This window comes from Pseudomonas sp. R38(2017) (genome assembly GCF_002112395.1).
Taxonomy (GTDB): Bacteria; Pseudomonadota; Gammaproteobacteria; order Pseudomonadales; family Pseudomonadaceae; genus Aquipseudomonas.
On sequence record NZ_NEHN01000003.1, the window covers coordinates 531,960 to 551,503 of the forward strand.

At 60.2% G+C, this 19,544-nt stretch carries 24 protein-coding genes; 15 read left to right on the top strand and 9 right to left on the bottom strand.

The genetic code is table 11. The features are described 5' to 3' along the window. Positions 1–23 precede the first annotated feature (23 nt). The 9 genes from CAF87_RS09265 (at position 24) to recX (ending at position 6,088) form a co-directional block, all read left to right on the top strand. On the top strand, positions 24–911 hold the full coding sequence (locus CAF87_RS09265) for a phage tail protein (RefSeq protein ID WP_085729859.1): 888 nt from the start codon (positions 24–26) through the stop codon (positions 909–911). Next, positions 912–1,358: a phage tail assembly chaperone gene (locus CAF87_RS09270; RefSeq protein ID WP_085729860.1), complete on the top strand. Its 447-nt coding sequence runs from the start codon at positions 912–914 to the stop codon at positions 1,356–1,358. A gap of 18 nt (positions 1,359–1,376) precedes the next feature. Then, positions 1,377–2,546, top strand: coding sequence for a hypothetical protein (locus CAF87_RS09275; protein ID WP_085729861.1), 1,170 nt, complete (start codon positions 1,377–1,379; stop codon positions 2,544–2,546). Continuing rightward, positions 2,546–2,800 carry a hypothetical protein gene (locus CAF87_RS09280; protein ID WP_085729862.1) on the top strand — a complete coding sequence of 85 codons (255 nt, stop codon included), beginning with the start codon at positions 2,546–2,548 and terminating at the stop codon, positions 2,798–2,800. Before CAF87_RS09275 ends, CAF87_RS09280 begins: the two co-directional genes overlap by 1 nt. A gap of 34 nt (positions 2,801–2,834) precedes the next feature. Next, positions 2,835–3,401 carry a glycoside hydrolase family 19 protein gene (locus tag CAF87_RS09285; protein WP_085729863.1) on the top strand — a complete coding sequence of 189 codons (567 nt, stop codon included), beginning with the start codon at positions 2,835–2,837 and terminating at the stop codon, positions 3,399–3,401. Further along, positions 3,380–3,898 (top strand): lysis system i-spanin subunit Rz, encoded by a 519-nt coding sequence (locus CAF87_RS09290; RefSeq protein WP_085729864.1) that lies wholly within the window; start codon positions 3,380–3,382, stop codon positions 3,896–3,898. Before CAF87_RS09285 ends, CAF87_RS09290 begins: the two co-directional genes overlap by 22 nt. Positions 3,899–3,966: 68 nt before the next feature. Beyond that, entirely contained in the window at positions 3,967–4,467 is a 501-nt protein-coding gene (locus tag CAF87_RS09295) for a CinA family protein (protein ID WP_085729865.1), read from the top strand. Positions 4,468–4,550: 83 nt separating this feature from the next. Continuing rightward, positions 4,551–5,609, top strand: coding sequence for a recombinase RecA (recA, locus tag CAF87_RS09300; RefSeq protein WP_085712898.1), 1,059 nt, complete (start codon positions 4,551–4,553; stop codon positions 5,607–5,609). Between the two features lie 8 nt (positions 5,610–5,617). Then, a complete protein-coding gene (gene recX / locus CAF87_RS09305) occupies positions 5,618–6,088 on the top strand; it encodes a recombination regulator RecX (RefSeq protein ID WP_085712899.1) in 471 nt (156 codons plus the stop codon). Between the two features lie 58 nt (positions 6,089–6,146). Here recX and CAF87_RS09310 read toward each other — a convergent pair whose 3' ends face one another. Continuing rightward, on the bottom strand, positions 6,147–7,265 hold the full coding sequence (locus CAF87_RS09310; protein ID WP_085729866.1) for a TIGR00730 family Rossman fold protein: 1,119 nt from the start codon (positions 7,263–7,265) through the stop codon (positions 6,147–6,149). A 354-nt stretch (positions 7,266–7,619) separates the two neighbouring features. On the opposite strand from CAF87_RS09310, the gene CAF87_RS09315 reads away from it, so the two are divergent. After that, positions 7,620–7,814: a hypothetical protein gene (locus CAF87_RS09315; protein WP_085729867.1), complete on the top strand. Its 195-nt coding sequence runs from the start codon at positions 7,620–7,622 to the stop codon at positions 7,812–7,814. On the opposite strand, the gene CAF87_RS09320 is transcribed toward CAF87_RS09315, so the two are convergent. Next, entirely contained in the window at positions 7,815–8,240 is a 426-nt protein-coding gene (locus tag CAF87_RS09320) for a PA3611 family quorum-sensing-regulated virulence factor (RefSeq protein ID WP_085712902.1), read from the bottom strand. It lies immediately after the preceding gene. 189 nt (positions 8,241–8,429) lie between these two features. Here CAF87_RS09320 and CAF87_RS09325 point away from each other — a divergent pair, with 189 nt between their 5' ends. From CAF87_RS09325 to CAF87_RS09335, 3 genes are all read left to right on the top strand, one after another. Beyond that, positions 8,430–9,173, top strand: coding sequence for a tRNA-uridine aminocarboxypropyltransferase (locus CAF87_RS09325; RefSeq protein ID WP_085729868.1), 744 nt, complete (start codon positions 8,430–8,432; stop codon positions 9,171–9,173). 230 nt (positions 9,174–9,403) lie between these two features. Then, entirely contained in the window at positions 9,404–10,054 is a 651-nt protein-coding gene (erdR, locus tag CAF87_RS09330) for a response regulator transcription factor ErdR (RefSeq protein WP_085647827.1), read from the top strand. Positions 10,055–10,129: 75 nt separating this feature from the next. After that, positions 10,130–10,492 carry a diacylglycerol kinase gene (locus CAF87_RS09335; protein WP_003222276.1) on the top strand — a complete coding sequence of 121 codons (363 nt, stop codon included), beginning with the start codon at positions 10,130–10,132 and terminating at the stop codon, positions 10,490–10,492. On the opposite strand, the gene CAF87_RS09340 is transcribed toward CAF87_RS09335, so the two are convergent. Then, positions 10,489–11,415: a LysR family transcriptional regulator gene (locus tag CAF87_RS09340; protein WP_085729869.1), complete on the bottom strand. Its 927-nt coding sequence runs from the start codon at positions 11,413–11,415 to the stop codon at positions 10,489–10,491. The genes CAF87_RS09335 and CAF87_RS09340 overlap by 4 nt on opposite strands. 144 nt (positions 11,416–11,559) lie before the next feature. Between CAF87_RS09340 and fpr the strand changes: the two genes are divergently transcribed. Then, entirely contained in the window at positions 11,560–12,339 is a 780-nt protein-coding gene (gene fpr, locus CAF87_RS09345) for a ferredoxin-NADP reductase (protein WP_003222277.1), read from the top strand. Positions 12,340–12,408: 69 nt separating this feature from the next. On the opposite strand, the gene tsaA is transcribed toward fpr, so the two are convergent. The 6 genes from tsaA to rimO all read right to left on the bottom strand — a co-directional run bounded on the left by tsaA (position 12,409) and on the right by rimO (position 17,321). Next, on the bottom strand, positions 12,409–13,107 hold the full coding sequence (gene tsaA / locus CAF87_RS09350; RefSeq protein ID WP_170929610.1) for a tRNA (N6-threonylcarbamoyladenosine(37)-N6)-methyltransferase TrmO: 699 nt from the start codon (positions 13,105–13,107) through the stop codon (positions 12,409–12,411). Positions 13,108–13,166: 59 nt separating this feature from the next. After that, on the bottom strand, positions 13,167–13,937 hold the full coding sequence (locus tag CAF87_RS09355; protein WP_085729871.1) for an SDR family oxidoreductase: 771 nt from the start codon (positions 13,935–13,937) through the stop codon (positions 13,167–13,169). Positions 13,938–14,064: 127 nt separating this feature from the next. Then, positions 14,065–14,532 carry a DUF1456 family protein gene (locus CAF87_RS09360; protein ID WP_085729872.1) on the bottom strand — a complete coding sequence of 156 codons (468 nt, stop codon included), beginning with the start codon at positions 14,530–14,532 and terminating at the stop codon, positions 14,065–14,067. A gap of 73 nt (positions 14,533–14,605) precedes the next feature. Next, positions 14,606–15,316 (bottom strand): rRNA pseudouridine synthase, encoded by a 711-nt coding sequence (locus CAF87_RS09365; protein WP_085729873.1) that lies wholly within the window; start codon positions 15,314–15,316, stop codon positions 14,606–14,608. Between the two features lie 82 nt (positions 15,317–15,398). Continuing rightward, positions 15,399–15,872 carry a GNAT family N-acetyltransferase gene (locus tag CAF87_RS09370; protein WP_085729874.1) on the bottom strand — a complete coding sequence of 158 codons (474 nt, stop codon included), beginning with the start codon at positions 15,870–15,872 and terminating at the stop codon, positions 15,399–15,401. Positions 15,873–15,983: 111 nt separating this feature from the next. Beyond that, complete coding sequence (rimO, locus tag CAF87_RS09375; RefSeq protein WP_085712910.1) at positions 15,984–17,321, bottom strand: 30S ribosomal protein S12 methylthiotransferase RimO; 1,338 nt, start codon at positions 17,319–17,321, stop codon at positions 15,984–15,986. Positions 17,322–17,671: 350 nt separating this feature from the next. Between rimO and CAF87_RS09385 the strand changes: the two genes are divergently transcribed. After that, positions 17,672–19,513, top strand: a complete 1,842-nt coding sequence (locus CAF87_RS09385; protein ID WP_371321039.1) for a potassium transporter Kup — start codon at positions 17,672–17,674, stop codon at positions 19,511–19,513. Positions 19,514–19,544: the final 31 nt, after the last annotated feature.

A 19,544-nucleotide genomic window follows, 5' to 3' on the forward strand; every position in this document is an offset into this window, starting at 1 on the left:
GTTTTCAGATAAGGAGATAAGCCTTGGACTATCCCAATAGTGTTCCCAGCGCAGGTCTGGTGAACGGACAGTTTGTCGATGAAGACCCGCTCAAAGGCTCGCCGGGTTCATTGATCCCGGCGAGCTGGGGCAATGGTGTCACGCAGGAAATTCTTGGTGTTGTGCGTGCGGGCGGCCTGACGCCGAGTGAGGCGTCAAATACTCAATTGTTGGGTGCTCTTCGCGGTTCTCAACTGTTCCAGACCGCTGCGCCATTCGATGTCAGTCGTTCGGCGGCGACGTCCGAGTTTGTTCAGCGAGCACTTGGCAACTATGCCAGCGCGCGCAGTGTGTCTGCGGCCACGCAACTGACGGCTGCGGATTTCGGATGTTCAATCGGCCTGGGTGGCAATTCGTCATACACCGTGACCTTGCCGGACATCCTCAGTGTGCCCAACGGCGCGACGATCGGCTTTCACTGTCGCAGCAACGCAGCGATCACCATTGCCTGCATGGGCAGTACGCAGATAAGCCCGCAAGGCGCTTATCTGAGTTCGATTGTGATGAACAGTGGCGAGAGTGCCAACGTTGTCAAAGAGAACGGTATCTGGACGGTACACGGTACGGCCAGTCTGAAATATGCCCCACTGTTTTCCGGCCTGGTGGCCAATCCCGGTTATCAAAAGCACCTCAGTGGGAATATCGATCAGTGGGGCACAGGTATGTCGAATGCCAGCGGGAATGTCGTGGTGACGTTTCCGATCTCTTTTCCCAGGGGATTCTTTTCGCTCGTGGCCACTCACGCCGGAGGTGATGCAGCGATGCTCGCGTTGATTGCAGTCAACCAACAGGGCTGCACGCTGAGAATCCGTGATGCGGCCGGCAGCCTCGCCGCCAATTGTTCCGTGAGCTATTTTGCAAAGGGCTATTGAATGAACCCGTTCAACGTGTTGTTCAGCGCCAGTACCCGGGGCGCCTATGTACCGGGTATCAACTCGTCGGACATTCCCGACGATGTCATCGAAATTCCTCAGGCCTACTGGACTTCGCTCCTACAAGAGTTGGCGGTCACTGCGAAGGTGATTGGCGTGCGGGCCGATAACGGTTTTCCGATCCTGGTCGATCCGCCACCTCCGACGGCGGATGAAGCGGCGGATATCGAACGCCGCTGGCGCACCGCACAACTGTCAGCCACCGATGGTCTGGTGGCCCGCGACCGTGATGAGCTGGAGGATGGCGGCGGCACCACGCTGACCACCGAGCAATATGCCGAACTGCAAGCGTTTCGGCGCGCGCTGCGGGACTGGCCACAGGCTTCGTTTTTCCCGTTCAGCGAGCATCGTCCGGTGGCGCCGCGCTGGTTGGCAACGGCACTCTAATGGATCAGGAAAACTGAAATGGACTACCCGAAAAGCGTTCCCGGCATCGGGCTGGTGAACGGCAAGTTCGTCAATGAAGATGTTGTCGGCGGGTTGCCGGGATCGCTGATCCCCGCGACCTGGGGCAATGGCATCACCGATGAGCTGCTGAATGTCGTCAAGTCTGCCGGACTTGAACCCAGCGAAAATGATGCGACGCAGTTGCTGCTGGCGATCAAGAAAATCAGCCAGGCCGGTGAAGACAAGCATGCAGTGGATATTGGCGCTGCCAATCTCTACATGGCCAATTATGTGCCGGCCATCAGTGCGTTGAAGGACGGGCTGACGCTGCGCTTCACGGCAGGCAATGCCAATACCGGCGCGAGCACGTTTGCGCCGAATGGTCTTCTGCCCAAACCGCTTTTGAGTCTGGCACAGAGTGCATTACGGTCAGCCGAGATTGTCGGCGGCAGTGTGTGTTCGGTGGTGTATAGCGCCGCGCTGGACAGTTGGTTGCTGGTGTATGCCAGTGGCGGCAATGCCGGGGGTGGTCGTTTGTTGAATGTGAAGACATTTGCTGTCAGCGGTGTTTATACACCGACCGTGGGGATGCGATCCGTATTGGTCAAAGTCGTGGGCGGTGGTGGCGGGAGTGCGGGTATTGCAGCGACCGGTGCGAATCAATATGCCGTCTCCGGTGGTGGTGCTTCCGGCAGTTACGCCGAGACCCGGTTGCCGAGCGACAGGATCGGTGCGAGCCAGATCGTCACGATCGGTGCCGGTGGGGCTGCCGGAGCTGCACAGGCGAACGGCGGCGTCGGAGGAACCAGCTCGCTGGGCTCGCTGGTATCGGCACCGGGAGGTCAGGGTTCCCTCTGGGTCGGTGTTGTTTCCGGATCGTCGGCAGGACTTTGTGTGGGCGGGTATCCCGGTGAAACTGCGTCTGGCGGGAACATCGTCAACTCAGCCGGGGCCCCGGGATCACCGGGCATCTCGGTCAATAGTTCGACGCTGGCGGGGCATGGTGGCAGCTCTCCGTTGGGCAGTGGTGGCCTCGGGTTCGGCACCACCGTCATTACCAGCTTCCCCGGCTTCCCCGGCTCGGGATATGGATCCGGTGGCGGCGGGGTCGCAATCGGCCCCAATCTGGCTGGTAAATCAGGAACATCAGGTGCCCCTGGTGTCGTGATCATCTACGAGTACGCTTGATGAAAACCTACGCACGCATCGTCAACGACACGGTGGTCGAACTGTTCTCGACCGACGGAAACATGGTCGAGATGTTTCACCCGGATCTGCTCTGGGTCGATATCACCGAGATCACTCCAGCACCACAAATCGACTGGTCGGCGAACTTCGGCACCCTCGGCTGGGTGTTTTCGTCGCAAGAAGACAGTGCCCCTGATGGCGCCCTGAAAACCCTGGCAAAGAAATGGCTGACCGGATTCGGTCGCCAGCCATGATTCAATCGGCGCAATCCAGGGAGGATCAAGCATTATGCAAATCACAGAAAACAACCTTAGCAACATCATGCCCAACGCCCGCTCCCAAGCGGGCGTTTTTGTTTCACCGCTCAACGACGCCATGGCGCGTCATCGCATCGATACGCCCAAGCGCGTCGCTGCGTTTCTCGCTCAGGTCGGCCATGAGTCCGGGCAACTGCGCTACGTGCGCGAACTGGGCAACAACCAGTATCTGAGCAAGTACGACACGGGGACGCTGGCCCTGCGCCTGGGCAATACGCCGGAAGCCGATGGTGACGGGCAGAAGTATCGCGGTCGCGGTCTGATCCAGATCACCGGCCGCACCAACTATCGCCAGTGCAGTCTCGGGCTGTTTGGCGATGAGCGTCTGCTGTCGTTACCCGAATTGCTCGAGCAACCACAGTGGGCGGCGGAGTCCGCCGCGTGGTTCTGGGAGCAGAACGGTTTGAACGAACTGGCGGATCGCGATCAGTTCAACACCATCACCCGTCGAATCAACGGCGGGTTGAACGGCTTGCAGGATCGCCTGGATATCTGGGCGCGGGCGAGGGCGGTGTTATGTCCATCTCCTGGCGTGTAACCGGTGTTGTATTGCTGGTCCTGGGGGCTGCCGCGCTGGCCTGGCAATTCCAGGACTGGCGCTACGGCCGCCAACTGGCCGAGCAGGCCCGACAGCATGCCGAAACTCTCAATCAACTGACTCTGGCCGCCGCTACGGCGCAACAGGCCGAGCAGGACAAGCGTCTGGCCCTGGAGCAACGGCTCGCGGCCAGTGAACAAACCCATTATCGAGCACTCAGCGATGCCCAACGTGATCAGGATCGCCTGCGCGATCGCCTTGCCACTGCTGATCTGCGCCTGTCAGTCCTCATCGACGCAGGCGACGCTGCCCAAGGCTGCGGTGTGCCAGCCGCCTCCGGCACCGGCGGCGTGGATCATGCAACCGTACGCGCCCGACTTGACCCGGCGCATGCTCAACGAATTGTCGCCATCACCGGTGAAGGCGATCGCGGACTGATTGCCCTGCAGGCCTGTCAGGCCTATATCAGAGCGCTGGCGCCTGCACATTTTGAATGAGTCTGTGTATTGAAAGCGCAACCGGCTCGTGTACGGTGGTACGCATTCCATCCGATCCGGAGCGCGCCGTGAAAGAAATCACCCAACTGGCGGCCGAACTTGGCCGACGCCTGCAATTGCTTAACGCCCACGTCACCACCGCCGAGTCCTGTACCGGTGGCGGGATTGCCGAAGCGATTACCCGGATTCCGGGGAGTTCGGCATGGTTCGAGGCCGGTTATGTGACCTACTCCAATCGACAGAAAACCCAGCAACTGAACGTGCCCGCCGAACTGTTCGGGACGGTGGGCGCCGTCAGTCGCGAGGTGGTCGAGGCGATGGTGCGCGGTGCACAGAAACACAGCCGTGCGCGGTTCGCCGTGGCGGTCAGTGGTATCGCCGGGCCGGACGGCGGCTCGCCGAACAAACCGGTGGGCACGGTGTGGCTGGCCTGGGGCGTGGGGGATGCGGTTTCCAGCGAAGTGCAGCACTTCCCCGGCAATCGCGATGAAGTCCGCCGACAAACGGTGAAGGCCGCGCTAGAGGGGCTGCTGCGACTAGCGGCACGAGAAATCGAAAATCAGGGGTAGGCGATCCGCGAACGCTGTGGAATAATACTGTCTACTTATACAGGTGTTGGCCGTCAGGCCTTATTGATTACGTGAGGACTTTAATGGACGACAACAAGAAGAAAGCCTTGGCTGCGGCCCTGGGTCAGATCGAACGTCAATTCGGCAAGGGTGCCGTAATGCGTATGGGCGATCAGGATCGTCAAGCGATCCCGGCCATTTCCACCGGCTCTCTGGGTCTGGACATCGCGCTCGGCATCGGCGGTCTGCCAAAAGGCCGTATTGTTGAAATCTACGGTCCTGAATCTTCCGGTAAAACCACACTGACGCTGTCCGTGATCGCCCAGGCCCAGAAGGCCGGCGCGACCTGCGCATTCGTCGATGCCGAACACGCCCTCGACCCTGAGTACGCCGGCAAACTGGGCGTCAACGTCGACGACCTGCTGGTGTCCCAGCCGGACACCGGCGAACAGGCCCTGGAAATCACCGACATGCTGGTGCGCTCCAACGCCGTTGACGTGATCATCGTCGACTCCGTGGCGGCACTGGTGCCGAAGGCTGAAATCGAAGGCGAAATGGGTGACATGCACGTGGGCCTGCAAGCCCGCCTGATGTCCCAGGCGCTGCGTAAGATCACCGGTAACATCAAGAACGCCAACTGCCTGGTGATCTTCATCAACCAGATCCGCATGAAGATCGGCGTGATGTTCGGTAGCCCGGAAACCACCACCGGTGGTAACGCGCTGAAGTTCTACGCGTCGGTTCGTCTCGACATCCGCCGTACCGGCGCGGTGAAGGAAGGCGACGAAGTGGTCGGCAGCGAAACCCGTGTCAAGGTTGTGAAAAACAAGGTGGCTTCGCCGTTCCGTCAGGCCGAGTTCCAGATTCTCTACGGCAAGGGTATCTACCTGAACGGCGAGATGATCGACCTGGGCGTGCTGCACGGTTTCGTCGAGAAGTCCGGCGCCTGGTATGCCTACGAAGGCACCAAGATCGGTCAGGGCAAGGCCAACTCGGCCAAGTTCCTGGCAGACAACCCGGAAGTCGCGGCGAAGCTCGAGAAGCAACTGCGTGACAAACTGCTGTCGCCAGCCGTGATCGCTGACTCCAAGGCCTCTGCGGTCACAGAGACCGAAGACGACCTGGCTGACGCTGACATCTGATTGCACCGATGACAACCGCCGTACTCGATACCCTCGTCGCGGTGCGGCGAACCGCAATGGATCTGCTCGCACGTCGCGAGCACGGTCGAGTCGAGCTGACGCGTAAACTGCGCCAGCGCGGCGCTCCACCCGAAATGATCGAAACAGCCCTCGACCGATTGACGGAAGAAGGGCTGCTTTCCGAAGCCCGTTATCTGGAAAGCTTTGTTTCTTATCGCGCCCGCTCAGGTTATGGCCCGTTACGGATTCGTGAAGAACTGAGCCAGCGAGGCCTGCAGCGTGCCGATATCGAACTTGCCTTGCGTGAAAGCGGTATCAACTGGCAAGAGCAGCTGACAGACACGTGGCAACGGAAATTCTCCGGCCAGCTTCCCGCCGACGCCAAGGAGCGAGCCAGACAAGGCCGGTTTCTGGCGTATCGGGGGTTCTCGATGGAGATGATCAACCGCTTGTTCAGCGGCAGAGGGATGGACGATTAACCGATGTGAGCAAAACGAACGGCCCGCTATTTTGATAGCGGGCCGTTTTTTTTTGCCTTCAGATTACCTTTGACGGTTCACGGGAGGGTTGTGTTGTTTGTGGCCTTGACTGGGCCCAGTTTTCCGGCAAGTTGATGAAGTCCACCAGCTCTCGCAGGCGCCCGTGGTCCCGGGCATTGAAAGCAAAGGCCAGTCGCGTCAGATGGCTGAATTGAACTTCGTCGTGTTCTTCGCCGCTGTAGGCGTGTTGATGGAACCCGTCGCTCAGACACAGATCGGCGAAGGCCTTGTGCAGATGAGCGAGTGCCGGATCGCTGAGCCTGTGATTCATGCGTATCACGAATTGCTGTTTGAGCCAGCGACTGGAGTGGAAGTTGCCGTAGAACTGATTGATCTGCTCCACCGCCTCCTCAACGCTGTAGACCAGGCGCATCAACTTCAGGTCGGTTGGCAGGATGTAACGGTTGTCCTCCAGTTGTTGGCGGATGAAGTCCAGCGCTCCTTGCCAGAACGTGCCGCCCGGCGCGTCCAGTAGCACCACCGGCACCAGCGGGCTCTTGCCGGTCTGGATCAGTGTCAGTACTTCCAGTGCTTCGTCCAGGGTGCCGAAGCCGCCGGGGCAGAGCACCAGTGCATCCGCTTCCTTGACGAAGAAAAGCTTGCGCGTGAAGAAAAAGTGGAAGCGCAGCAGGTTTCCCGTGCCGTCCACGGTGGGGTTGGCATGTTGTTCGAAGGGCAGGGTGATGTTGAACCCCAGGCTGTTGTCGCGACCGGCCCCTTCATGGGCAGCGGCCATGATTCCACCGCCGGCACCGGTGATGACCATCATGTTCGAGCGGGCCAGTGAGGCACCAAGTTCCCGGGCGAGGGCATACAGTGGATGCTCTACCGGTGTACGTGCCGAGCCGAACACCGTGACCTTGCGCCGCCCCTTGAACTGTTCGAGCGTTCGAAACGCCTGTTCCAGTTCACGCAGGGTCTGCAGGGTGATCTTGGCGTTCCAGCGGTTGTGATCTTCCTGGGCCATGCGCAGCACGGTCAGGATCATGTCGCGGTAGATGGGGGTGTTCGGACTGTTGGGGGAAACCAGGTTGAGTTGTTCTTCGACCTTGCTGATGAGGTCGTGGCCGCTTTCCTGAAAATGACGGCTGAGCAGGTCATTCGGTTGGTAAGGCATGCAACTTCTCCTTCTGCACAGAGCATTCGGCCCTGACGTGCGGCGTCAGTGCCGCGCTGCAAGAAAAACAAACGTCCGGCAGCTCCTTTCCTGCCGTTGATAAAATGATCGGGAATACTTTGAATCTAGACCCTCAAAGCATTTCTCGCTCATTGAGCATTGCGCCACAAAGTCTTGCCTGGCAACTGCTTATTGTCATTTTGCGAAGTGCTTTCACCGCTCGTCCGATGGCGCGCCGAGGGCAAAATGCTCTGATTTACTAAGTTAAAGGCGCCGTACGACAACTTTGCGTCAACGACCGTACGCAAGGTGCACGCGATTCAAGGATTTGCGGGTGGCAAGGAGGCGGGACACATGACCAGAGTCATTCTGGAGATCGATACGCAGCTGTATCGAATGTTAAAGGCATCGGCCGAGACCAATCATGTCAGTCTCGAAGAGGAGTGCTGCCGACGTCTTTCGGGAGGGGAGCGCCGCTCGCGCTATCTGCAGGCCTTGCTGGCCGAACTGCGCGCCGAGGATGAACAGCGGCGCGCCACTTCTCGCTAATTACTTTTTCTTCGCCGGGCCCGCTTTCGGGCAATCCGATTCCTGATAACTGGCCGAACCGATCGCCCGGTTGGTCTTCACTTCGCTGAAGTCATAGCGCATGACGGCACCCTTGGCCATCAACTTGCGGTACGACGGGTTGTTGCAGACCGAAGCACCCAGCTGGAAATACACGGCCTTGGGGTCGGCGCGCATCTTCTCGGCATGGCTTGCCTGGACGCTCAGGTGGTTGATCAGCGTGGTGCCTTCAACGGTGTAACCCTGATCGAGGATGTCTTCGTTGATCGCCCGTGGTGTACCGACGCTGCTTTGTGCGGCGACGTTTTGCAGCTCTTTGTTCAGGTTCTGCTCTTTCAGGGACGCAGCCTGTGCGCTGAAGGACAACGCCAGCGCAATGGCCGCGGTAGGAACGATAAGGCGCAGCATGAAACTCTCCTGATTCAGTGACTGGTGGTTCGACCAGCCCCGGGGCTGTGCGTTCAGTGGCGGCGAATTATAGGGGAGCCGGTCGGGAGGGTACAGGCTTGTGCTCGCTGCTCTGATAAACTGCCGGCCTTTATTGCCTTGCCGAGAGTTGTTCGTGTCGAGTTTTCCTGTCAGTCGGCGTCGCCCGCAATGAACCATGCCCCCAACGCCGTGGCCCGCCTGCGCGATCAGCGCGAGGACGAGGGCATCAAGCCGATTCAGGCCCGTGGTTTTCGCTCCGAGCGTTGCCGCGACTGCCGGGTGATCATCAGCCATTGTCTATGCGCCTGGCGCCCGACTGTCGACACCCGATCCGGCGTCTGCCTGATCATGACCGGCAAGGAAGTGTTTAAACCAAGCAACACCGGTTGGCTGATCGCCGACATCGTGCGGGACAATCACGCCTTCATCTGGTCGCGGACCGAACCGGACGAACAACTGCTGGCGCTGCTGAACGACCCGCAATGGCAGCCGTATCTGGTGTTCCCGGGCGAGTACGTCGAGCCTTCGCGGGTCACCAACACCGTGGAACTCGACAGCAGCAAGCGTCCGCTGTTCATTCTGCTGGACGCGACCTGGACCGAGGCGCGCAAGATCTTCCGTAAAAGCCCGTATTTCGATCGCCTGCCGATCCTCAGTCTGCTACCCGACAAACTGTCGCGTTATCGCCTGCGCCGTTCGACCCGCAGCGAGCACCTGTGCACCGCTGAAGTGGCGGCGCTGTGCCTGGAACTGGCGGGCGACACGGATGCCGCGTCGGCGCTGGACGCCTATTTTGATGTGTTCAGCCAGCATTACCTGGGCGCCAAGCAGCAGCTTGAAGTGAATGTGTCGACACCGGCCCATGCCGAGTTGCTGCCTTTTATAGCCAACCCGCAGCCGGTGCCGGCCTGATCCTGGCCCATACTGCTAAAGCAGTGGCCGTGTTGCTTGACCACCCCGGCTTCGCTGGGCATGCTTGGCGCCGATTGGGGTGCGGCCAAGGTTTGAAGCGCCGTTTTTTGTCCGTGATTGGCGTTGAACGTGCCCCTGTGGATGCCGCTGCACAAGCGCCGGCATCTTGATTTGCCTTGGTGAGCCCCGAATGCATCGGGTCTGCCATCAAAAACAGGATCATTTGAAAAATGGCCACATACGACATCCTGATTGCCGATGATCACCCTCTTTTTCGTAGCGCACTGCATCAAGCGGTGACGATGGGCCTTGGTCCGGATGTACGAATGGTGGAGGTGGCGAGCATCGCCGAGCTGGAGGCGCGGCTGACCGAGAAGGCCGACTGGGATCTGGTGCTGCTGGACCTGAACATGCCGGGCGCCTTCGGGTTTTCCGGGCTGGTGATGCTGCGCGGTCAGTACCCGCAGATTCCGGTGGTGATGGTTTCGGCGCAGGAAGAAGCTTCGGTGATGGTCAAGTCGCGGGAGTTCGGTGCCAGCGGTTTCATTCCCAAGTCGAGCGACTTGAGCGTGATTCAGGAAGCCGTGCGCAAAGTACTGGACGGCGACGTGTTCTGGCCGCCGCAGGCGTTCGAAGCGGTCAGCGTTTCGGATGAAGCCAAAGCCGCCAGCGATGGTCTGGCGAGCCTGACACCCCAGCAGTTCCGGGTGTTGACCATGGTCTGTGAAGGCCTGCTCAACAAGCAGATTGCCTATGAGTTGAGTGTGTCGGAAGCGACCATCAAGGCCCACGTCACGGCGATCTTTCGCAAGCTGAACGTGCGGACTCGCACCCAGGCGGCTTTACTCTTGCAACAACTTGAGTCAATTCCAAGCCAGTAAAGGCTAGCGTCTTCACGCTTTTTTGACTTTCGTTGAACTAGCTTCCCCACTTCTTTTTGGTCGGTTGTTTACTTTATGTCACCTTTCAAGGGCCAGACGGGCCTGAAACGCATCCTCAACGCTTCCGGTTACTCGCTGGACGGCCTGCGCGCAGCCTTCACCGGCGAAGCGGCGTTCCGTCAGCTGGTATTGCTTAACGTGGTGTTGATTCCACTGACGTTTTTCCTGAATGTCAGCCGTGTCGAGCAGGCGTTGTTGATTGCCGTGTGCCTGCTGGCGCTGATCGTCGAGCTGCTGAATTCTGCGGTGGAGGCGGCCATTGACCGCATCTCCCTGGAACTGCACCCGCTGTCCAAGAACGCCAAGGACATGGGCAGCGCCGCGCAATTCGTGGCACTGAGCATGATTGCCCTGGTGTGGGCGGTGATTCTGCTTTAAGCGATTGTCGGCAGGACGATCTCGTCGCTGCGCTGGACCCCGGCGGTGAAGGCGCGGCACAGATCGAGAAACTCGCGCATGGCGGAGGTCTGATACTTCTGCTTATGCCAGATGAAATAGAACTGCCGCGCCAGGTCCAGATCCGGCGTCTCCACCGGCACCAGGCTGCCGCGCCGGAAGGCGTCACGCAGCGCCAGGCGCGAAATACAGCCAATCCCCAAACCTGATTCCACGGCGCGCTTGATCGCTTCGGTGTGTTCCAGTTCCAGACGAATGTTCAACGCACTGCGATGGTGACGCATGGCCTGATCGAAGGTCAGGCGGGTGCCGGAGCCTTGTTCACGCAGAATCCACGCTTCGTGGGTCAACTCTTCCATGGTCGCGCTGCCGCGTTTGGCCAAGGGATGCTGCGGGGCGCAGAACACCACCAGTTCATCCTCGACCCAGCTCTGCACTTCGATGTCCGGGTGGCTGCAATCACCTTCGATTAGACCCAGATCAATTTCGTAATGCGCCACTTGTTGCACGATATTGGCAGTGTTCTGCACGTGCAGCTTCACCTGGCTTTCCGGATGGCGTTGCATGAAGCCGCCGATCAACAGAGTGGCCAGGTAATTGCCGATGGTCAGGGTGGCGCCCACCGACAGCGAGCCGAAACCGGATTTGCCGTTGAGCAGGTCTTCGATTTCCTTGGCCTGATCGAGCAGGGCCACCGCTTGCGGCAACAATTGTTTGCCGAGGGCGTTGAGGCTCAGGCGTTTGCCGGCGCGGTCGAACAGCTGGCAGCTGGACTGGCGCTCCAGTTCGGTGATGGAAGTGCTGGCGGCCGACTGCGACAGGTTGAGCAGCCCCGCAGCACGGGACACGCTTTCCTGTTGGGCGACGGCGACGAAGACTTGCAGTTGACGAAGAGTAAATCGCATATCGATATAACCGATAACCCTTATCTTAATAATCCAGTTAACAGATATTGTCGGTGCTATTAGAATGCGATGCAATTGCGCACCGTCGGCATCCTTCAACGCGGGCCGGGCAAGCGCGGATCAATCTCCAGGAGTCCCACGTACATGAGCAACATGAACCACGAGCGTGTCCTCAGTGTTCATCACTGGAACGACACTCTGTTCAGCTTCAAGTGCACCCGCGATCCGGGCCTGCGCTTCGAGAACGGTCAGTTCGTGATGATCGGCCTGCAACAGCCAAATGGCCGCCCGCTTATGCGCGCTTACTCGATCGCGAGCCCGAACTGGGAAGAGCATCTCGAGTTCTTCAGCATCAAGGTACCTGATGGCCCGCTGACCTCCCAGCTGCAGCACCTGAAGGAAGGCGACGAGATCATCATCTCGAAGAAGCCTACCGGTACCCTCGTTCTGGACGACCTGAACCCGGGCAAGCACCTGTACCTGCTGAGCACCGGCACCGGTCTGGCGCCGTTCATGAGCGTGATCCAGGACCCGGAAACCTACGAGCGCTTCGAGAAAGTGATCCTGGTTCACGGTGTTCGTTACGTCAACGAAGTCGCCTACCGCGAATTCATCACCGAGCACCTGCCGCAGAACGAATTCTTCGGCGAGGCGCTGCGTGACAAGCTGATCTACTACCCGACCGTGACCCGCGAACCGTTCGAGAATCAGGGCCGTCTGACCGACCTGATGCGCAGCGGCAAGCTGTTCAGCGACATCGGCCTGCCACCGATCAATCCGCAGGACGACCGCGCGATGATCTGCGGCAGCCCAAGCATGCTTGACGAGACCAGCGAAGTACTCGACAGCTTCGGCCTGAAGATCTCGGCGCGGATGCGCGAGCCGGGTGATTACCTGATCGAGCGCGCATTCGTCGAGAAGTAATCCCGACGACGCCAAAGAAAAGCCCGCGTTGCCTTAAAAGGCAACGCGGGTTTTTTTCGTTTCCGGGGATCATGCTTCGGCGGGGATGACTTCCAGGACGCGGATCTGCTCCGGTGTCGGGTAATGCCAGCGTACGTCCAGATCCCAGAGCTGTGCGCCGTATTCGCGCTCCGGTGCGGGCGTCTGGTAGGCCGGACGCGGATCCTGGGCCAGGCATTGCTCAATCAGCTCGACCAAAGGTTCGGCAAGGCGCTGAGCGTGCGTGTGCGCCTGTTGCAGCGCCGCGTCCGTCCACTGCACGTCGATCAGTTGCGGCGCGGCACTGGCGATGCTGTTGGAGGCGTCAGCGATGATATCGGCGTAGGGCACGTAGGGTTTGATGTCGAGAATCGGCGTGCCATCCAGCAGATCGATGCCGGAGATGAACAAGCGATTGGCCTCGACCTTGTCCAGCTTCACCACCGACTGACCGATGCCGTTTGGCCGGTGAGTGGCGCGAGTAGCGAACACCCCCATGGACTTGTTGCCGCCCAGGCGCGGAGGGCGGACTTTGAGTCGCGGCTTTTCTTCCAGCGCCTGATGGAACAGGAACAACAGCCAGACATGACTGACCTGCTCCAGTCCCTGCACCGCATCGCCCTGATCGAACGGCGCCACCAGTTCCAGCACGCCACGGGCGGCGGGGGCCAGTTGCGGCTGGCGCGGGATGGCGAACTTCTCCTTGAAGCAGGAGCGGACGAAGCCGATGGGGGAGACGCTGTAAGTCATGGTTTGCATTCGAAACGGAGCAGGGCGGGCATGATAACCCGTCCGGCCGCGTCGCCGACCTAAAGACTGAACCCGCCATCCAGCGGAATGATGTTGCCGGTCATGTAGGCCCCGGCGGTACTCGCCAGGCTGATCGCCAGCGCCGCCATTTCTTCCTCGCGGCCCCAGCGTTTCATCGGGATCAGCGCAGTGTCTTCGGCCAGTGCCTGCTGGTCGTTGCCGATGTGCCGGGTCATCTTGCTCGGAAAGCGGCCCGGCGCGATGACGTTGACGTTGATGTGCTGGCTCACCAGTTCCCGGGCGAGGATTCGTGACAATTGATGCAGCGCCGCTTTGCTCGGCCCATAGGCGTAGGCCTGTTCACCGAAGGACGAGATCCCCGCCACCGAGCCGATGTTGATGATCCGCGCCGGATTCGCTGCCGAGCCAGCCTTGCGCAGCAGCGGCAGGAATTGCTGGATGCAACTGAACACCGAAGTCACGTTGAGCTGCATGACTTTCTCCCAGCCCTTGACCGGGTAGCTCTCCAGCGGCGCGCCCCAGGTCGTTCCGGCGTTGTTCACCAGAATGTCCAGATGGGTGATCTGTTCGCCTAATCGAGCTGCCAGTTCTTTTACACCTTCTTCGGTCGCCAGATTCGCCGCCACGCCCTGACAAGTGCCCAGGGCACCGAGTTCTTCAGCGGTCTGATGGCAGGCTTCAGCGTCACGGGAGCAGACGTAGACACGGGCGCCGGCCTCGACATAGGCCTTGGCGATCATTTTGCCGATACCACGGGTGCCGCCGGTCACCAGGGCGGTGCGGCCTTGCAGGGAGAAATACGGGTGCATGGCGAATCCTGAGGGCTAGGGTTCAGTACACCCTAGTCGCCGGCCGCGAAAAGCGGAGCCACTATTTTTCGAGGGAATGGAGGACCATGCATGAAAACGGCGACCGAAGTCGCCGTTTTTTCAAGGATCAGCCGCGAATGCGCAGCGTCAGGCCCTTGAGGAAATTGCGCAGCAACTGGTCGCCGCACGGGCGGTAGTTGGTGTGGCCGACCTTGCGGAAAAGTGCGCTCAGCTCAGGCTTGGATACCGGGAAATCGGCAGACTTGAGGATCGCATGCATGTCGTCTTCTTTCAGTTCGAAGGCCACGCGCAGTTTTTTCAGAATGATGTTGTTGGTCACCGGCACTTCGATCGGCTGCGGCGGACGGCTTTCGTCCTTGCCGCGCTTGAAGATCACCAGACCGTCGAGGAAGTGCGCGATGACTTCGTCCGGGCAGCGCACGAAACCTTCTTCGTCTTCTTCTTTCTTGTCGAGATACGTCACGACATCAGCCAACGTGACGTCCATGCCGCCGAGTTTGATGATTTCGACGACTTTCTTGTCGCTGATGTCGAGCATGTAGCGCACGCTGCGCAATACGTCGTTATGAACCATGTTTGCAATCCTGATCGTTCGCTGTGGGCACCGCGCAGGCGCGATGCCGGAATGTGTGGCGGCAACGGAGGCCTTAGAACTTCTCTTTGCCGGACAGGTAACGCCATTGGCCGGCCGGCACCTTGCCGATCGATACGCCGCCGATGCGGATACGGCGGATGCCGACGACCTTCAGCCCGACCGCTTCGCAGAGCTGGGCGATGATCCCCGGCTGCGGGTTCTTCATGGCGAAGCGCAGGCGGTTTTCGTTCTGCCAGCTGGCCTTGACCGGCGGCAGCTCCTTGCCCTTGTGGGTGAGGCCGTGCTGCAGGCGATTGAGGCCGTGGGCGACCATTTCGCCTTCGACTTCGACCACGTATTCCTGCTCGATCTTCGCTGCGTCGGCGGTGAGCTTGCGCAGCACCTTCCAGTCCTGGGTGAACACCAGCAGCCCGCTGGCCTTGGGTTGCAGGTCGGCGCTGGCGGTCAGGCGCAGGAAGTGCCCGCGCAGCGGACGCTTGCCGTAGCGGTGTTCTTCGCTGAGGGTGTCGGCGCTCAGCGACTGCATCGCGGTGTCGACATCCATACCGGCCGGCACGTTGAGCAGAATGGTCACCGGCTCCGGCGCGGTGGCCTTGGCGTCCTTGTCGAGCTCGACTTTCTGGTCGCCGACCTTGAACTGCGGCTCGTCGATGACTTCGCCGTCCACGGTGACCCAGCCGCCCTCGATGAACAGCTCGGCCTCCCGGCGGGAGCAACCGACCAGTTCGATGAGGCGTTTGGAGAGGCGAATCGGGTCAGTCATGACAGGGCCGTAACAAAAAAGGGGTGGGCATTGTACCTGCCTGGCGCCGGTTAATCGCGATTGCATTTGTACCGTGTGGCTTTTAGCCGCGTACGGCGCGCTGTTCCGGCTGTTTCAGACGCATGTGCAGCAGCGGATACGGCTGGCCCATGCCATCGACTTCCGAGCGGCCGATCACCTCGAACCCCTGCTTGAAGTAAAAACCCAGGGCCTGCGGGTTCTGCTCGTTGACGTCCAGTTCATCGGCGTTCAAGTGCTGCATCGCATAATTGAGCAACTTTTTGCCCAGGCCTTGGCCACGATGCTCGGGGTCGATGAACAGCATTTCGATTTTGCCCGCCGCCACGCCGGCAAACCCGGTGATGCGTTGGTGGGTGTCCTTGGTGCAGATCAGCATCACCGCATCGAGGTAGCGGGTCAGCACCAGATTGCGCAACAGCTCGATATAGCTGTCCGGAAGAAAATCATGGGTTGCGCGAACCGAGGCCTCCCAGACCCGGGTCAGTTCTTGATAGTCGCTGAGTTTCGGCGTGTGAATGACCGAATGGTGGCGCATGCCCGATAGCCTCTTTGTCATGGATGAGGGACTCCTTCCCACCACAAACGGTAGCCGTAAAAAAGCCCCGCATCTCGTAAAAGAGAGCGGGGCTTTTTGTATTTTTCGCGTTTAGATCTGTTCGGCCCAGAGGTCGTATTCGTCGGCGTCGGTCACCTTGCACCAGACCTTGTCGCCCGGCTTGAGGTTGCTGCCGTTGTCGATGAACACGTTGCCGTCGATTTCCGGGGCATCGAAGAAGCAGCGGCCGACCGCGCCTTGCTCGTCGACTTCGTCCACCAGCACTTCGATTTCACGGCCGATGCGCATTTGCAGACGGGCCGAGCTGATTTCCTGCTGGTGCGCCATGAAGCGCTCCCAGCGATCCTGCTTGACGTCGTCCGGGACGATGTCGAGGTTCAGGTCATTGGCCGGCGCGCCTTCGACCGGCGAGTACTGGAAGCAGCCGACGCGGTCGAGCTGGGCTTCGGTCAGCCAGTCCAGCAGGTACTGGAAGTCTTCTTCGGTTTCGCCGGGGAAACCGACGATGAAGGTCGAACGGATGATCAGGTCCGGGCAGATCTCGCGCCAGTTCTTGATTCGCGCCAGGGTCTTGTCTTCGAACGCCGGGCGTTTCATCGACTTGAGGACTTTCGGGCTGGCATGTTGGAACGGGATGTCCAGGTACGGCAGGATCTTGCCGGCGGCCATCAGCGGGATCAGCTCGTCGACGTGCGGGTACGGGTAAACGTAGTGCAGACGGACCCAGACGCCGAGGGTGCTCAGCGCTTCGCACAGTTCGGTCATGCGGGTTTTCACTGGCGCGCCGTTCCAGAAACCGGTGCGGTACTTGACGTCAACGCCGTAGGCGCTGGTGTCCTGGGAGATCACCAGCAGCTCCTTCACGCCGGATTTGACCAGACGCTGGGCTTCGTCGAGCACGTCGCCGACCGGACGGCTGACCAGTTTGCCGCGCATCGACGGGATGATGCAGAAGCTGCAGCTGTGGTTGCAGCCTTCGGAAATCTTCAGGTACGCGTAGTGGCGCGGCGTCAGCTTGATGCCTTGCGGCGGCACCAGGTCGATCAGCGGGTTGTGATCCTGTTTCGGCGGCACGACTTCGTGCACGGCGTTGACCACTTGCTCGTACTGCTGCGGACCGGTGACGGCCAGCACGCTCGGGTGCACGTCACGGATGTTGCCTTCTTCCACGCCCATGCAACCGGTCACGATGACCTTGCCGTTTTCCTTGATCGCTTCACCGATGACTTCCAGGGATTCGGCCTTGGCCGAGTCGATGAAGCCACAGGTGTTGACCACGACCACGTCGGCGTCCTGATAGGTGGACACCACGTCATAGCCTTCCATGCGCAGCTGGGTCAGGATGCGCTCGGAGTCGACCAGTGCTTTCGGGCAACCCAGAGATACGAAGCCAACCTTTGGATTGGCCGGCGCAGGAGTGGTGGACATGTCTAACCTCGGTGTTTTGTGACGTCGCTTGCCTGATGGCGGAAGCCGACGGACGGGCGCTTGAACTGCGCCTCTGATCAAAAAGTGCGCAATTCTAGCGGCGAGCAGCGCACTTGACCAGCTTTATGCAGGGAAATACGACGAGTGCTGCGCTATGCTTCGCGCCGTTGGGCTTTACCAATTTTTTACAGTCAACAAAACGACTGTAACAACGGGTAAAACAGCGCATGCTGCATCAAAAAGCATAGTGCTTCGTTAAAAGAAGCCAGTCTGGAAATCAGGAGTGTTGGATGGGTCAGGCAAGTAGTCAGGCGGCGGGCGCCGAGCATTCGGCTGCAAAACCGCTGAGCATGCTGGTCGCGGCAGTCGGGGTAGTTTACGGCGACATCGGCACGAGCCCGTTGTACACCCTCAAAGAAGTGTTTTCCGGCGGTTACGGCGTACCGGTCAATCACGACGGAGTGCTGGGCATTCTGTCGCTGATCTTCTGGTCGCTGATCTGGGTCGTGTCGATCAAGTACATGATGTTCGTCCTGCGCGCCGACAACCAGGGCGAAGGCGGGATCATGGCGCTCACCGCACTGGCGAGGCGGGCGGCAGGGGAGCGCAGGAAGTTGCGTTCGCTGCTGGTGGTCTGCGGCCTGATCGGCGCGGCGCTGTTCTACGGTGACAGCATGATCACCCCGGCGATCTCCGTACTCTCGGCCATTGAAGGTCTGGGCCTGGCGTTTGACGGGATCGACCATTGGGTCGTGCCATTGTCGCTGGTGGTGCTGGTGGGCCTGTTCCTGATCCAGCGTCACGGTACGGCGCGGATCGGCATTCTCTTCGGGCCGATCATGGTCACCTGGTTCCTGGTGCTCGGCGCCCTCGGCGTTTACGGCATCAGCCATTCCCCGGAAGTGCTCAAGGCGCTGAACCCGATCTGGGCCGTGCGTTTCTTCATGGTTCATGCCGGCATGGGCGTGGCGATCCTCGGTGCCGTGGTGCTGGCGCTGACCGGTGCCGAAGCGCTGTACGCCGACATGGGCCACTTCGGTCGCAAGCCGATCGCCCGGGCGTGGTTCCTGTTGGTGCTGCCGGCGCTGGTGCTCAACTACTTCGGTCAGGGTGCCTTGCTGCTGGACAACCCGGAAGCGGCGCGCAACCCGTTCTACCTGCTGGCGCCAAGCTGGGCGCTGATTCCGCTGGTGGGTCTGTCGACCCTGGCCACGGTGATCGCCTCGCAAGCGGTTATTTCCGGCGCGTTTTCCCTGACCCGTCAGGCGATCCAGCTCGGCTACATCCCGCGCATGTATATCCAGCACACCTCCAGCGATGAGCAGGGGCAGATCTACATCGGTGCGGTGAACTGGACGCTGATGGTCGGTGTGGTCCTGCTGGTGCTGGGCTTCGAGTCTTCCGGCGCCCTGGCCTCGGCCTACGGCGTGGCCGTGACCGGCACCATGCTGATGACCACGATTCTGGTGTCGGCGGTCATGTTGTTGCTGTGGAAATGGCCGCCGGTGCTGGCCGTGCCGGTGCTGATCGGCTTCCTGCTGGTGGACGGTCTGTACTTCGCCGCCAACGTGCCGAAGATCGTCCAGGGCGGTGCGTTCCCTGTGGTCGCCGGTATTGCCTTGTTTATCCTCATGACCACCTGGAAGCGCGGCAAGCAACTGTTGGTCGAGCGTCTGGACGAAGGCGCATTGCCGCTGCCGATCTTCATCAGCAGCATCCGCGTCCAGCCACCCCACCGCGTGCAGGGCACTGCCGTGTTCCTGACTGCGCGTTCCGACGCAGTACCGCATGCGCTGTTGCACAACCTGCTGCACAACCAGGTCTTGCACGAGCAGGTTGTGCTGCTGACCGTAGTCTACGAAGACATTCCGCGCGTACCGCCATCCCGACGCTTCGAAGTCGAAGCCCACGGCGAAGGCTTCTTCCGGGTGATCCTGCACTTCGGCTTCACCGACGAACCGGACGTGCCGCAAGCGCTGAAGCTGTGTCATCTGGACGACCTGGACTTCAGCCCGATGCGCACCACCTACTTCCTCAGCCGCGAAACGGTGATCGCCTCGAAACTCGAAGGCATGGCCCGTTGGCGTGAAGCGCTGTTCGCGTTCATGTTGAAGAATGCCAACGGAAACCTGCGGTTCTTCAATCTGCCGCTGAACCGGGTGATTGAGTTGGGGACGCAGGTGGAGATGTAGGCTCCGTCTGAACTGAAAGCCCCCGTCAGTC

What these genes read in the sequence shown, in the direction of transcription:
- recX (WP_085712899.1), top strand. Translation starts at nt 5,618, where the DNA reads ATGACAACCGCCGTACTCGATACCCTCGTCGCGGTGCGGCGAACCGCA.
- CAF87_RS09355 (WP_085729871.1), bottom strand. Translation starts at nt 13,937, where the DNA reads ATGCACCCGTATTTCTCCCTGCAAGGCCGCACCGCCCTGGTGACCGGC.
- CAF87_RS09365 (WP_085729873.1), bottom strand. Translation starts at nt 15,316, where the DNA reads ATGACTGACCCGATTCGCCTCTCCAAACGCCTCATCGAACTGGTCGGT.
- CAF87_RS09325 (WP_085729868.1), top strand. Translation starts at nt 8,430, where the DNA reads ATGAACCATGCCCCCAACGCCGTGGCCCGCCTGCGCGATCAGCGCGAG.
- tsaA (WP_170929610.1), bottom strand. Translation starts at nt 13,107, where the DNA reads ATGACTTACAGCGTCTCCCCCATCGGCTTCGTCCGCTCCTGCTTCAAG.
- CAF87_RS09280 (WP_085729862.1), top strand. Translation starts at nt 2,546, where the DNA reads ATGAAAACCTACGCACGCATCGTCAACGACACGGTGGTCGAACTGTTC.
- rimO (WP_085712910.1), bottom strand. Translation starts at nt 17,321, where the DNA reads ATGTCCACCACTCCTGCGCCGGCCAATCCAAAGGTTGGCTTCGTATCT.
- CAF87_RS09340 (WP_085729869.1), bottom strand. Translation starts at nt 11,415, where the DNA reads ATGCGATTTACTCTTCGTCAACTGCAAGTCTTCGTCGCCGTCGCCCAA.
- CAF87_RS09370 (WP_085729874.1), bottom strand. Translation starts at nt 15,872, where the DNA reads ATGCGCCACCATTCGGTCATTCACACGCCGAAACTCAGCGACTATCAA.
- CAF87_RS09285 (WP_085729863.1), top strand. Translation starts at nt 2,835, where the DNA reads ATGCAAATCACAGAAAACAACCTTAGCAACATCATGCCCAACGCCCGC.
- CAF87_RS09335 (WP_003222276.1), top strand. Translation starts at nt 10,130, where the DNA reads ATGTCACCTTTCAAGGGCCAGACGGGCCTGAAACGCATCCTCAACGCT.
- CAF87_RS09310 (WP_085729866.1), bottom strand. Translation starts at nt 7,265, where the DNA reads ATGCCTTACCAACCGAATGACCTGCTCAGCCGTCATTTTCAGGAAAGC.
- CAF87_RS09290 (WP_085729864.1), top strand. Translation starts at nt 3,380, where the DNA reads ATGTCCATCTCCTGGCGTGTAACCGGTGTTGTATTGCTGGTCCTGGGG.
- CAF87_RS09315 (WP_085729867.1), top strand. Translation starts at nt 7,620, where the DNA reads ATGACCAGAGTCATTCTGGAGATCGATACGCAGCTGTATCGAATGTTA.
- CAF87_RS09270 (WP_085729860.1), top strand. Translation starts at nt 912, where the DNA reads ATGAACCCGTTCAACGTGTTGTTCAGCGCCAGTACCCGGGGCGCCTAT.
- CAF87_RS09320 (WP_085712902.1), bottom strand. Translation starts at nt 8,240, where the DNA reads ATGCTGCGCCTTATCGTTCCTACCGCGGCCATTGCGCTGGCGTTGTCC.
- recA (WP_085712898.1), top strand. Translation starts at nt 4,551, where the DNA reads ATGGACGACAACAAGAAGAAAGCCTTGGCTGCGGCCCTGGGTCAGATC.
- fpr (WP_003222277.1), top strand. Translation starts at nt 11,560, where the DNA reads ATGAGCAACATGAACCACGAGCGTGTCCTCAGTGTTCATCACTGGAAC.
- CAF87_RS09360 (WP_085729872.1), bottom strand. Translation starts at nt 14,532, where the DNA reads ATGGTTCATAACGACGTATTGCGCAGCGTGCGCTACATGCTCGACATC.
- CAF87_RS09385 (WP_371321039.1), top strand. Translation starts at nt 17,672, where the DNA reads ATGCTGGTCGCGGCAGTCGGGGTAGTTTACGGCGACATCGGCACGAGC.
- erdR (WP_085647827.1), top strand. Translation starts at nt 9,404, where the DNA reads ATGGCCACATACGACATCCTGATTGCCGATGATCACCCTCTTTTTCGT.
- CAF87_RS09275 (WP_085729861.1), top strand. Translation starts at nt 1,377, where the DNA reads ATGGACTACCCGAAAAGCGTTCCCGGCATCGGGCTGGTGAACGGCAAG.